Raw genomic sequence first — 12678 nt, 5'->3', positions numbered from 1 at the left:
CATCATACGCACAGCATTAGTGCAATTATGGCTTTTAGTGGTATTTGATTATGAAATCTTAAAAAAAATAGCCATAATCACGATAAAAATAAAGATATCTCAATAAAAATGACATTTAACAAAACATTACTCAAACAAAAAGATATTTAAAAGAGATAAAATCATTAAAATAGCTATATTTATGATGTTATCTCAAAAAACAAGCTTGGCAGTTAACCAAAATGCTGGCAAAGTAGGAACCAGATAAAGATTAGCCAACGCTGCTGGAGCCGTATTATGTGTTCAATATTTTCAATTTTAGACATCAAAACTGATGCAAGCAAACTTCGCCAAGTGGCGTTAGAAATGTCAAAACTGCTGCGTCACCGCGGCCCAGATTGGTCTGGCATATATGCTGATGACAAAGCCATTTTAGCTCATGAACGTTTATCGATTGTTGACGTTGACCACGGAGCGCAGCCGCTTATCAGCCTTGATGGCAACATAGTGTTAGCCGTAAACGGTGAAATTTATAACCACAAGCAGTTAAAAGCTCAGCTAGGTGACAAATACCAGTATCAAACTAACTCAGATTGCGAAGTGATCTTGTCATTGTACCAAGAATACGGTTGTGACTTTTTAGACAAACTGAACGGTATCTTCGCATTCGTACTGTATGACAAAGCCAAAGGCACTTACTTAATCGGTCGCGACCACATGGGCATTATCCCACTTTATACTGGTCTAGATTCGTCTGGTAACTTCTACGTTGCCTCTGAAATGAAAGCATTAATGCCCGTATGTAAAACAGTTGCTGAGTTTTACCCAGGACAGTATTTATATTCTGCCGACGGTAAACCGACACAGTATTATCACCGTGAATGGCGCGATTTTGATGCCGTTAAAGATAACCCAGCTAGCATTGAAGAATTACGTGAAGCATTAGAAGCAGCGGTAAAACGCCAGTTAATGTCTGATGTTCCTTACGGAGTATTATTGTCTGGTGGCCTAGATTCATCAGTGATTTCTGCCATTACTCAAACATATGCAAAACACCGTATTGAAAACGACGGCGAAACAGGCGCATGGTGGCCACAACTGCATTCATTTGCTGTAGGGTTAGCTGAGTCTCCAGATTTAGTCGCAGCGCAAAAAGTGGCTGATGCTATTGGTACAATTCATCACCCTATTGTGTATACCTTCCAAGAAGGCTTGGATGCGATTAAAGAAGTGATTTATCACTTAGAAACTTACGACGTAACCACTATTCGTGCCGCTACGCCAATGTATTTAATGGCACGTAAAATTAAAGCCATGGGCATTAAAATGGTGTTGTCTGGCGAAGGTGCTGACGAACTATTTGGTGGCTACCTGTATTTCCATAAAGCGCCTAACGCACAAGCGTTCCATGAAGAATTAGTCCGTAAGCTTGATAAGCTGCATTTATTTGATTGCTTGCGTGCCAACAAAGCTATGGCAGCATGGGGACTTGAAGCACGTGTGCCTTTCTTAGATAAAGAGTTTATTGACGTAGCAATGCGCATTAACCCTGAAGCGAAGATGTCTAAAGATGGTCGTATCGAGAAGCACATTTTACGTCAAGCGTTTGAGCACAAATTACCTAAAGAAGTGGTATGGCGCCAAAAAGAACAGTTCAGTGACGGCGTAGGTTACTCGTGGATTGATGGCTTAAAAGCTCATGCGGCAGAAAACGTAGATGACGTGCAATTTGCTAACGCAAAATTCCGTTTCCCATACAACACGCCAGAGTCGAAAGAAGCCTATTTTTACCGCAGCTTCTTTGAAGAGTTTTTCCCATTAGCCAGTGCCGCTGAAACAGTGCCAGGTGGTAAAACCGTAGCGTGTTCAACCCCTGAAGCACTATTGTGGGATGCTAGTTTACAAGGACTTAACGACCCATCGGGCCGCGCAGTTAAAAACGTTCACGCTAGCGCGTATTAATCATTAGCTCTATGTGAACAGTACAATTGTAAACACCACCTTTTGGGTGGTGTTTTTGTTTGGCGCCATCTTGTAAGATAATGATATTTTTCGTTTCATACATAATAATAAGGTTCTCCATGACAGACATCAGCATTTTTAATCTTGAGATGACCGACCGCAGTCAATTAAAACCTAAACATGATGCCAACGGCTTAACCGTGGTTGAGGTGAAAATAAAACAATATCAATTCAATCGTTTTTTATATCAATTTGTGGGTGCTGCGTGGGAGTGGGCAGATAAATTAGCCTTGTCCGATAGCCAATGGCAGGAATACAGTGAAGCGGATAATTTGCATTTGTTTGTCGCGTATAAAGACGGTGCACCAGCGGGTTACTTTGAGTTGCAGCAACAAGGTGACGCGACTGTCGAGATTATGTATTTTGGTTTAGGCGAACGCTTTATCGGTAAAGGCTTTGGCGGCTATTTACTGACTCAGGCTATTGAACAAGCGTGGTCGCTACCTAACACCCGCCGTGTTTGGGTGCATACTTGCTCATTAGATCACCCAAGCGCTTTACAAAACTACCAAGCTCGCGGGTTTAGCTTATTTAGAACCGATACCGAACCGAGAACCAACCCAACTGCGGTGTAGCTCAATACGATATTTGTAGTGCTCAACAATTATAGATTAGCGGCCTACTAGCGTTTTTTACGCGCGATAGCGCGTTGTTGTAACGTTTCCAGCAATGCGCTTTTTTGTTGTTGGTCCATTGTATGCCAAGCCAGAATCTCATCGAGCGAGCGATGGCAACCTAAACAGATATCCTGTTGATCTAAACAACATTGCCTCACACAAGGTGAGGCAATTTGATTGTCGTTATTCTGACCAGACGGCATATTCGTTACCATTAACGTCGGTAAAATGGAAACGTCTACCGCCAGGAAAACTGAATACAGCTTTGGTGATGAGTCCACCAGCCTGAATAATTTTAGCTTCTGTGGCGGCCAAATCTTGGCTGTAAAGCACAATTAACGGACTGCCGTTTGCTAAGGTGAATTGAGAGTCTGCTTGATAAAATCCACCATCAATTCCGACCTGCAAAAAACAACTGTATTGAGGACCATAGTCTTGAAACTGCCAACCAAAAACCTGAGTAAAAAAGGCTTTGGTTGCGATGAGGTCTCTCACGGGTATTTCTAAATAATTAATACTATGATGTTGACTCATACTCACCTCTGTTACTCTGTTATTTGGCTGACAATATTATATGGCAGACAATATCATATGGCAGACAACGCCATGAAAATAATACGTTTTGGGGTTAACTGTATTGCTGCAGCACTGCCGCGACGGCGCCAATAATACCGCCGAACACACCACCCCACACAACTAACCAACCCAAATGGGTTTTAATCATGTCTTGGATGATTTGCTTCACTAATTCAGGCGTGAGTTCATTTAAACGCTGTTCCACAATATTGGCCACTTTAGCTTGCATATCTGCGATAACATCTGGCTTTTCAAGCTCATTGACTAAAATAGCATTGAACTCTTCACTTTGAGCCAGTTCAACTAACGACAGTTTCATTTTTTCAATAAATGGCTCTTTCAGTGGGATCAACGCCTCGGTTCCACCAAACATCGCTAACATGCCACCAAATGATGACTTTTCGATAGTCGACACTAATGCATCAAATGATGGCGCTAAATCAATTTTTTCTATCACAGGGGTTAAATCAATACTACTGGCACTGCTGGTTGTCAAAAAGCGATCGATATTCTCTTGAGTAAAAAATTGCTGCATCATTAAATGTTTAATGCCCGCTTTAAACTCTTCAAATCGTGATGGAACCACACCGGAACCATACAAACCGGGGACTTTTTCAAACAACATATGGATTGCTAACCAGTTGGTTAATGCACCCGACAACGCAAATAACCCTATTGTCATGACAATTTGTTGTTGTAACACATACCCAACCAGCATAAAGACAGCCGCGATAAGGTTGGTTAATACGCTCTTATTCAATCTCTTTTCCTTAACATCTATGATGATAAAATAATAAAAAACCTCAGCTATTTTATCAGAAATAACTGAGGTCTACATAATTCATCGTTCATCTCATCACAGACTTAATTACCATGGTTAATGGTAAGCAAATAATACTGATCAATTTACGCCGTACAACTTAATGATTCAGGTTCGATAGGCACTTGGGAATCATGGTGGTTAATCAATAATACCCCAGTACTTTGTGCCAACAACTGAGCCTTTTGGTACATTTGGCTAACAACATCCTGCTGCTGATATTGAGGTTTTACAAACACATCTTCCAAATACCACACAGGAGCAAGGCGCAATGAAGAAAACGAGGGGTATAATTGAATAAAGCCCACCATTTCGTCGTCTCTGATGGAGACAAAAATCATCGAATCATTTTCGGCCAAGCGATGCTTCAAAAAATGATGACACGCTGGATAGTCAGAGGGCTGTTGTAGTTGCTGCCGATATAGATCAAATAGCAGGCTCAATGGTTCTAAATCGATGCTCGAAGCTAGACGTATTTGCATTTCTCATCCTTGAAATTAGGATTAAATACCGCGTATGAATATCGCAGATATCATGCCTATTAAGTGATGGCATCAAGCCATCAGGTTAAAACAATATGTCACTGTAAGTGTTTAACGCACAAAACAAAATGAACCTATATAAAAAAGATAAATAGAAAATCTATTAATTACATAAGCTTAAATATAAAGTTAACATCAATAAACATAAATGTAAATTAATCTATTATCCTGACAAAATAATCATTCGTTACGATTGTTTTTTTGGTAAAATAGTCAGCTGTTGCCACTGTTTTGTATCAAGATTACCTCTTATGACCTCGTTTTTTGCGCAATTGCGCTCAGCGGTTACACCGCGCTCTCGTATTCTAAAATTAGCCCTTTATGGATTAACTGTTTATCTATTGGGTTGTGCTGTTCTCGGCGGATTAATTCCATATATTGCCAAACAACAAGCACCAACGATATTAACCGAGCAATTAGGCAGAAACGTTACCCTACAAGACATTAGTATCAACCCATTTACGTTAGAACTAGCGGTATCGGGTTTTGAAATCAACGAACTTGATAGCCCGAAAACGTTTGCGTCATTCGCCGCGGCCTATGGCAACATTCAATTATGGCAATCGATCTCATCTTGGGCGATAGTGATTGAAGATATCCGTCTACAACAACCCACCTTTAGAGTGGCGCGTACTGAAACGGCAAATCAACAAGTTGTATTTAACTTCAGTGACATTATTACTCGCCTAAGCCAAAATAGTCAGCCAACACCAATGAGTACTGAACCGAGTGTTATACCGGCGATAAACATTGCTAATATTCAGATCCAACAAGGCGTGTTTACCCTAGACGACAACGTCACAGATACCCACATTAATTATCCCAACATCAATGTGTCATTGGCACAATTCAATAGCTTGAGTAGTGCGTTAAACGACAAGCAAGACCAAGTAAATCGTTATAACTTACGCATAGAAGATCAATTCAAAGGCTCGGTCGCATTGCAAGGGCAATTCCAATTAGCGCCCCTGGCAATAAAAGGCGATGTTAAGGTGACTGGGATTGATTTATCGCGTTACTGGTCTTTTGTTGATCAACTGTTTGCGATTAACTTAGCTGAAGGCACGCTGAGCCTAAACGGACAGTATGACGTGATATTGCAAGACAAAAACTTAGCACCAATAAGCCATATCAATGTCACCAAAGCACAGATAGTGATTAAACGTTTTAAAGCGTTACATCAGCAAGATGAAAAAATCGCCATTGATGTCTTAGCATTAAATAATATCAATTTAGACAGCCACAAAAAACGCGTTAGCATTGGTGAGTTCCATACCGAAAAAGGTAATATCAAACTCAATATCACTCCTACTGGTGCTGATTTGGTTGCTTTATTGCTGCCTAAAGACACTGAGTTAACAACTACCGTAGATACCTCAGATTTATCTTCTACAGCCTCAACGACTACCGAGTCTGCTATTACCGAATCAGCTACTACCGAATCAGCTACTACAGACACGATAGATTCAGAGACTGCAGATTTAGGCAGTATAGATATAGAGAAAGCTAACTCAGATGAGCAAAAAGCTGACAGCACAAATGTGGCTGATACCATTACTGATAAAGCCATCGCGACCGTTAAACAAGTCACCACTGATCTCAACACAAAAGCAGCTAGCGATACAACTGCAAAAACAGATACAGAAATAGATGCAGAACCACTATTAGCGCAGCAATCACCACCATCAGCGACACAAGATGCTACGAAAGAAGCGACAGTTGAGACAGACTCACAAACGACTCAACAAAAAACAGCAGTAACGTCTAACTCCATCGATGCTGACTCCCCTTGGTTAGTCACACTAGACAAAATCAGTATCGCGCAGTATCAAGTTAAACTGGGTGAAGGCATTGCCAGTGATAAGATTATTCTTTGGCAAATCGGCCCGATTGACCTGACTACTGGGGTAATAAAATCAGATCTATCCAGCCCGATTGATTATCAATTTTCGGCAGGAATTAATCAACAAAGCTTATTAACGTCAACAGGACAAGTTGATGCATTAGCGCAAACAGTGAATGCTGAAATCGACTTTAGTAATATGTTGCTGTCACGTTTACAACCTTATATTGCTCCTTACATCAATATCACTATTGAAGATGGCATGTTTTCCACTAAGGGCATTTTGCATGCAGACGCTAAAGACACGCTAACCTACTCTGGCAGTGCAAACATTAGTCAATTACACATTAACGATAACGTGTTAAAACAACCTTTGCTGACATGGCAAACCATGGACATCAACCAATTATCGTTTGATCGCCAACAAGCTAACATTGATATTGATGAAATAAACTTCGATAAGCTGTTTAGTCGCCTGATTATCTCACCCGACCGCAGCACCAATATTAGCGAGTTGATCAATACTCCTGCAGACGTAAAACAAACCACTGCTAGTGTTGAGACAGATAGTGTTGAGACAGATAAAGTTGCTGTTAGTCCAAGTAAAGCTGAACAAGCGACCTTATCGACAGGCAATGAGCAATCCACCACCGATGCGCCACAAATGAAGCTCAACATTAATAAGATTGGCTTTAAAGACAGCTCGGCCTTCTTTGCGGATAATTCGTTAACGCCCAATTTTGCTTCGGGCATTGAAATGCTTAACGGCCAGATCACCAACTTATCATCAAATCCAGAAACCACTGCATCAGTTGATTTAGCGGGAAAAATAGACAAATACGCACCGGTGACGTTAAAAGGTGATGTTAACCCGTTATTAGCACAACCTTATCTTGACCTTAATTTGAACTTTGACAAAGTAGAGCTCACCTCGGTTAACCCTTACTCTGGCACTTATGCTGGTTATTATATTGATAAAGGTCAGTTGTCACTGGATCTAAACTATCAGCTTAAAAATAATGAATTAGTTGGCAGTAATCATGTAGTGATTGATCAACTCGAACTAGGTAAACGCAGTAACAGCAGTTTAGCAACCAGCCTACCGGTGACATTAGCGATAGCATTATTGCAAGACCGACATGGCGTAATTGATTTAGGCGTTGATGTGTCTGGGGATATTGATTCTCCTAGCTTTAGTTTTGGTAGCATCATCATTAATGCACTAGGCAATATCATAACCAAAGCGGTGACCTCACCGTTTTCATTCTTAGCTGGTCTTGTGGGCAGTGATGAACAAATAGATAAAATCAGTTTTGAGTATGGACGCAGCAACATCTCACTTAAACAAAAAAGCACCTTAGACAAACTGGCTAAAGCGTTAATAGACAGGCCGCTGCTTAATCTAAATATTAAAGGCAGTATCGACATAATTAACGATAAACAAGCATTAGCAGAAACCAAACTGCATAAGCAACTGGCTAACGCTGCGGGGATAAAATTCAAAGATTTCCCCAAAAGTGTCTCTGCCAGCAAATACCCTGTTACGGGGCCATTAGCAGATGCATTGTATCAATTGGTTGAGCAAGAGTTATCGCAGGATCCATTAGACATCAAGCAAAAATTACAGCAGAAAAAACCAAAACTGACTGAAGCAGAGCTGATCACGCGTTGGCACATTGGTTTGTACAATATGCTTAAAAATCACCAACAGTTTACTGCAGATGAATTTGGCCTTTTAGCCCAAGAGCGCGCTAAAGCGGTTAAAGCCTATTTAATTGCTCAAGCAGGAATTGATGCAGGTAAAATATTTGTGCTTGAAAGCCGTATCAACACAGCAGAAGATGCCGCAGAAGCATTGCTTGAACTACAAGTAAAATAACCTGTCTGTGGCTGTTAACCGCTATCTACATCGGGTAGACTGCGCATACATTGCAAACGAGTAATAACAAACGTTTGTAATCATGATGTATCATTAATATTGTTAAGATTGAGGTTATCTATGTTTATCGTTCGCTGGATTTTAGGTCGAATTATTTTGTTGTTAAATTTTGTGTTTGCTCCTAAAAAGCGCCAACGTCCACAAGATCAACAAGCTATTGTCGATCAACAAACTCAATCATTGGCATTGTATCAATACGCCGCCTGCCCTTTTTGTGTCAAGGTTCGTCGTGATATGCGTCGCCAAAATTTAACCATTAACTTAGTCGACGCCAAACAAGATGACAACAAAAGCGTGTTAGTAAGCCATGGTGGCAAGCTACAAGTGCCTTGTTTACGTATCGAACAAGACGGCAACACCCAATGGTTATATGAGTCAAAAGCCATTACCAGCTACCTCAACGAACGTTTCGCATAAAGCACTGGTTATGTCATGTCGCCACAGTTTATCTCAACACTGTGGCTAACATATTGCTGTAGAAATATTTTTACTCTGGCCATGCTTGTATCAGTAAAGGTCATGATAATATTTTGCAGCATTTATTCGAGTTTCATTTAACATAAGAACGAATGAGGTAATGAGTGTCAAAAATAAGCTTAATCATCTGCAGTCTCATACTGCTTAGCGCCTGTAGCGCAAGCGAACCTGATCCTATGGACTTTGCGGGGCAGTTTCGCGATGCATTCAGTACTCAAATTAAAGGTAATGGGATTAAGTTGTTTGTCTATAAAGCAAAATTAGCTACCGCCCTTGACCGCAGCATTCCTGGTGATTCCCCGCTAGAAAGAAGAATTCGCAGTAAACAAGATGCACAGAGTTATTTAATTGAACAACGTAACGCAGAGAATCGCCTCGAACTATGGCATCAACAAATTGATCTGGGTCTTAGAAAAACCATCGAAATGAATGGTTATTGTAAAGCCGGTTTTATTGAATTAAGTCGTTATGTTGAAACTGAGCGCGGTGAAATTCGTGGCGAATGTAATGATGGTGCTACCGCTGAAGATATTAAAAAATTCGGCGCCTAATTGCCAAGCCGATGCTGCTTTAACTGACTTAATAGGTTAATTATTGTCACTGACGGATAAAACACTATATCCAGCTAAGCAATTAAGCTAAAATTAGCATCCAAATTTTCTCGTGATGTTGCCGTAGGCTCCAAGACCAGTGTCATCACGCTCCGATAAGCCGTGTATCGTCTAGAATGATATTAATAGTTTGTCGTTTACAAAGTAAGAAATCAGATGAATAGAAAGCAAGAGATGATCAAAAAATTGGCCAAACGTGCCAAGGCTCGCCAAAATAAAGTGGTGCCGGCTAACCCAAGTAACAAGCCTGTTGAGCGTTATATCTCTAAAGCTGAACGTGAGAAAATTGCGTTAGCAGAAGCGGCTGAACAAACAGTTGCCACAGAAGCCAGCTCAGAAACTGACAAAGACTAACACCCATTTACAAGGTGTCAGTATCAAAAAGCCCCTATTCTCGGTTAAGGCCAAAAATAGGGGCTTTTTATTATCTGCTCTATGGGCATTAGCCAGAGATTAAATATCTATCATAGCATCACGTCTCGATCCCAATCACATGTAAACTCTATCGTATCTTCACAGAATCACATCTACACTGAATCACATCTTCACTGAATCACATCTACACTAAGTCACATCTACACTAAGTCACATCTAAACGAAGTCACATCTACATAGCATCTATCAGATCAATTGATTTTATCGCTGTTTTTCTCACTGCCAATGTTATCGGTACTAGCGCTATCAGCACCGGATTTTTCTGTATCATTTGTGTCGCCATTGGCTGTATCGGCGTTGTCTTGTTGAGCAACTTGCTTACACAGTGGATCTTCATCTAATTGAGCCATCTGAGTGCGCCCTGGCATAGGTGAAGGAGCGGCCACCATATCAATGTTTATCGCATCGTCTTCTAGTAGTTGTCGATTAGCACCCGCTGAAAGCATACCTTGGCGGCTAATTTTGTCGACTAATCGATATGCACATAAAATACCTATCACACCAAATATAATTGCCCCAATCACCTGACCAATTAACACCCCAAATACACCGCCCCACTGGGCGCCAAAATACACAAATGGTATGGTGCCGATGGTTGCTTTACCGACATTAAAAAAGGTCGAGTATTTAGCCTTACCTAAATTATTAAATGAGGCATTGGCAATAAACAAAATGCCCGAAAAGATAAAGAACACCGCGATGTACTGACAGAAAAACAAAATAAGCTCTGCCGCATCGCCTTTCATATCAAAACTACTAATAATGACATTTCGTAATAAAAACAGTACCAGTGACACCACCAGAACATAAACAACACAAAATTGAATCGCTTTGTTTAAACTCAATCGAACTCGTTCAATTTCATTGGCACCAAAGTTTTGCCCCACTATCGGTCCGACTGCGCCAGACAACGCAAAAATCATCCCGAACGAGACGGGGATCAAACGTCCTAATACCGCCCAGCCAGCTACATAACTATCACCAAAATCAGCTATGGCACGCGTTACCACCGCATTACCAATGGGAGTTGCCACATTGGTGAGCATTGCAGGTGCGGCTATGGCAAAAATCACCCCTAGGTCTTGCTTGAACTCAATCCACGAAAATTGACCTAACAGCTTATGCTTAACCACCACTCCGCGAGCTGAGATGACAAACACCGCAATACGGGCCAATACCGATGCAGCCGCAGCACCTTCAATACCCATTGATAAACTAAAGATAAAGATAGGGTCTAATACGGCGTTAACACCGCCACCAGCTAGTGTCGACATCATCGATAGTTTGGCATCACCCACTGCACGCAGCGCGCCGCCAAGCGCCATTGCTAAACAAATAAATGGTAAGGATGGCACCAGAATATACAAATAGCTTTCAGCCAATTCCGCAGTGCGCCCTGTTGCACCCACCAACGCTAACAATTCGGGAATAAACGCTATGACAACTGCAGCCACCAGCACACTGGTAATTAACGTCACGATGGCACTGTTTAAAAATAATCTCTTGGCTAACTTTATGTTTTTCGACCCCACCGCTTTTGACACCAAAGCGCCTAGAGCAATCGATAAGCCGATACCTATCGAAGTCGTAAAAAATGAAATCGTGCTAGCATAACCTGCTGCGGCGGCGAGCTCTATTTCACCAAGTAAGCTTAAAAAGAAAATATCGAGTAAGTCGACCACAAAAAGTGCCGAAATACCCACAGCAGCAGTAGAGCTCATCACCAGGATATGGCGTAAAATGGAACCCTCAACAAATTTAGCAGCGGTCATCAATATCCTTGTGTGTCTATAATAAAAATCAAATCTAAATCAGCTTTACAGGCTGTAACCCTAGAGTTTTTCAAGTTCGCTACCACAATGATTACAATATTCAGCATCTTTATCGTGGCCTTTTTTGCCACAATTGCTGCATTTACGTAAATCACGGGTTCTGACCATTTCATGTGAAATTTCAGCGGTTAAAATACCGGTGGGGATCGCAATAATCGAATAACCAATCAGCATAGTAAGTGCCGCAATCCCTTGGCCCAATGGCGTTTGCGGCGTAATATCTCCGTAGCCAACGGTGGTAATGGTCACTACGGTCCAATACATGGACTTAGGAATGGAAGTAAAGCCATTGTTAGGGCCTTCAACCACATACATAACCACACTTAACACCATAATAATCAGGCTTACCGAGAAGAAAAACATAAACACTTTTCGACCAGACTGCACCATGGCTTTAAGCAATATTTGGCCATCGCTTAGGTATCGAAGTAACTTTAATACTCTAAACACCCGGAATAAACGCAGTACTCTTAACGCTAACGCGACATTGGCACCAGGGAAAATCAACCCTAAATAACTGGGTAAAATTGACACTAAATCCACTACACCAAAAAAACTGCGTGCATAGTGTAACCGATTAAGCGAGCAATAGAGTCTTAATATGTACTCAACGGTAAACAATACCGTAAAGGTCCATTCGGCGATACTAATATAGTCACCGTAAAGGGAATTAACATATTCTGTGGTATCGATAAAAATCAATATCACACTCAGTACAATACAGACCATAAGGGCAATATCGAAACGTTTTCCTGCTGGGGTTTCGGTACCAAAAATCACACTTCTAAGCTGTTTTTTTAGTGGACTGTCAGATTTTTCTTCGATATTCATCTTAATATTCACTGTCTCGGGTAATAAATTGCAAATAAACTCGGTTAACTAATATCAATTAACCCTTGTTGTCGTTAAAATCTAACATTGACTGTCGAGTTTTAACATTCGAAATAGGGTCATTTTACAATAAAAATTAAAAAGGTCATTGGTT

12 protein-coding genes are annotated in these 12678 nt (G+C 41.0%); 6 read left to right on the top strand and 6 right to left on the bottom strand.

The genetic code is table 11. The annotated features are described in order from the left end of the window. Positions 1-276 precede the first annotated feature (276 nt). Positions 277-1941: an asparagine synthase B gene (asnB, locus tag CXF88_RS14630; protein WP_101087511.1), complete on the top strand. Its 1665-nt coding sequence runs from the start codon at positions 277-279 to the stop codon at positions 1939-1941. A 119-nt stretch (positions 1942-2060) separates the two neighbouring features. Next, positions 2061-2576 (top strand): GNAT family N-acetyltransferase, encoded by a 516-nt coding sequence (locus CXF88_RS14625; protein WP_101087510.1) that lies wholly within the window; start codon positions 2061-2063, stop codon positions 2574-2576. 47 nt (positions 2577-2623) lie between these two features. Here the strand turns inward: CXF88_RS14625 and CXF88_RS14620 are convergent, their stop codons facing one another. The 4 genes from CXF88_RS14620 to CXF88_RS14605 all read right to left on the bottom strand — a co-directional run bounded on the left by CXF88_RS14620 (position 2624) and on the right by CXF88_RS14605 (position 4496). Further along, positions 2624-2821 carry a DUF1289 domain-containing protein gene (locus CXF88_RS14620; protein ID WP_192116125.1) on the bottom strand — a complete coding sequence of 66 codons (198 nt, stop codon included), beginning with the start codon at positions 2819-2821 and terminating at the stop codon, positions 2624-2626. Next, positions 2802-3152 (bottom strand): VOC family protein, encoded by a 351-nt coding sequence (locus CXF88_RS14615; RefSeq protein WP_101087508.1) that lies wholly within the window; start codon positions 3150-3152, stop codon positions 2802-2804. Before CXF88_RS14615 ends, CXF88_RS14620 begins: the two co-directional genes overlap by 20 nt. Before the next feature lie 94 nt (positions 3153-3246). Continuing rightward, positions 3247-3954, bottom strand: a complete 708-nt coding sequence (locus CXF88_RS14610; protein WP_101087507.1) for a DUF445 domain-containing protein — start codon at positions 3952-3954, stop codon at positions 3247-3249. Between the two features lie 146 nt (positions 3955-4100). Then, a complete protein-coding gene (locus tag CXF88_RS14605) occupies positions 4101-4496 on the bottom strand; it encodes a GNAT family N-acetyltransferase (protein WP_101087506.1) in 396 nt (131 codons plus the stop codon). Between the two features lie 311 nt (positions 4497-4807). Between CXF88_RS14605 and CXF88_RS14600 the strand changes: the two genes are divergently transcribed. The 4 genes from CXF88_RS14600 (at position 4808) to CXF88_RS14585 (ending at position 9780) form a co-directional block, all read left to right on the top strand. Then, positions 4808-8278, top strand: a complete 3471-nt coding sequence (locus tag CXF88_RS14600) for a DUF748 domain-containing protein (RefSeq protein ID WP_101087505.1) — start codon at positions 4808-4810, stop codon at positions 8276-8278. 120 nt (positions 8279-8398) lie between these two features. After that, positions 8399-8755, top strand: coding sequence for a glutathione S-transferase N-terminal domain-containing protein (locus CXF88_RS14595; RefSeq protein ID WP_101087504.1), 357 nt, complete (start codon positions 8399-8401; stop codon positions 8753-8755). Between the two features lie 164 nt (positions 8756-8919). Next, on the top strand, positions 8920-9366 hold the full coding sequence (locus tag CXF88_RS14590; protein WP_101087503.1) for a hypothetical protein: 447 nt from the start codon (positions 8920-8922) through the stop codon (positions 9364-9366). Between the two features lie 216 nt (positions 9367-9582). Next, entirely contained in the window at positions 9583-9780 is a 198-nt protein-coding gene (locus tag CXF88_RS14585) for a DUF2986 domain-containing protein (protein WP_101087502.1), read from the top strand. 272 nt (positions 9781-10052) lie between these two features. On the opposite strand, the gene CXF88_RS14580 is transcribed toward CXF88_RS14585, so the two are convergent. Together CXF88_RS14580 and CXF88_RS14575 are read right to left on the bottom strand one after the other, a co-directional pair. After that, positions 10053-11633 (bottom strand): MATE family efflux transporter, encoded by a 1581-nt coding sequence (locus CXF88_RS14580; RefSeq protein WP_101087501.1) that lies wholly within the window; start codon positions 11631-11633, stop codon positions 10053-10055. A 60-nt stretch (positions 11634-11693) separates the two neighbouring features. After that, positions 11694-12524 (bottom strand): ion transporter, encoded by an 831-nt coding sequence (locus CXF88_RS14575; RefSeq protein WP_162022836.1) that lies wholly within the window; start codon positions 12522-12524, stop codon positions 11694-11696. Between the last annotated feature and the right edge of the window lie 154 nt (positions 12525-12678).

It is taken from the genome of Shewanella sp. ALD9, assembly GCF_002836315.1.
In the GTDB taxonomy this organism is placed as follows: domain Bacteria; phylum Pseudomonadota; class Gammaproteobacteria; order Enterobacterales; family Shewanellaceae; genus Shewanella.
This window is presented reverse-complemented; position numbering and strand designations above follow the sequence as displayed.

What these genes read in the sequence shown, in the direction of transcription:
- asnB (WP_101087511.1), top strand. Translation starts at nt 277, where the DNA reads ATGTGTTCAATATTTTCAATTTTAGACATCAAAACTGATGCAAGCAAA.
- CXF88_RS14625 (WP_101087510.1), top strand. Translation starts at nt 2,061, where the DNA reads ATGACAGACATCAGCATTTTTAATCTTGAGATGACCGACCGCAGTCAA.
- CXF88_RS14620 (WP_192116125.1), bottom strand. Translation starts at nt 2,821, where the DNA reads ATGCCGTCTGGTCAGAATAACGACAATCAAATTGCCTCACCTTGTGTG.
- CXF88_RS14615 (WP_101087508.1), bottom strand. Translation starts at nt 3,152, where the DNA reads ATGAGTCAACATCATAGTATTAATTATTTAGAAATACCCGTGAGAGAC.
- CXF88_RS14605 (WP_101087506.1), bottom strand. Translation starts at nt 4,496, where the DNA reads ATGCAAATACGTCTAGCTTCGAGCATCGATTTAGAACCATTGAGCCTG.
- CXF88_RS14600 (WP_101087505.1), top strand. Translation starts at nt 4,808, where the DNA reads ATGACCTCGTTTTTTGCGCAATTGCGCTCAGCGGTTACACCGCGCTCT.
- CXF88_RS14595 (WP_101087504.1), top strand. Translation starts at nt 8,399, where the DNA reads ATGTTTATCGTTCGCTGGATTTTAGGTCGAATTATTTTGTTGTTAAAT.
- CXF88_RS14585 (WP_101087502.1), top strand. Translation starts at nt 9,583, where the DNA reads ATGAATAGAAAGCAAGAGATGATCAAAAAATTGGCCAAACGTGCCAAG.
- CXF88_RS14580 (WP_101087501.1), bottom strand. Translation starts at nt 11,633, where the DNA reads ATGACCGCTGCTAAATTTGTTGAGGGTTCCATTTTACGCCATATCCTG.
- CXF88_RS14575 (WP_162022836.1), bottom strand. Translation starts at nt 12,524, where the DNA reads ATGAATATCGAAGAAAAATCTGACAGTCCACTAAAAAAACAGCTTAGA.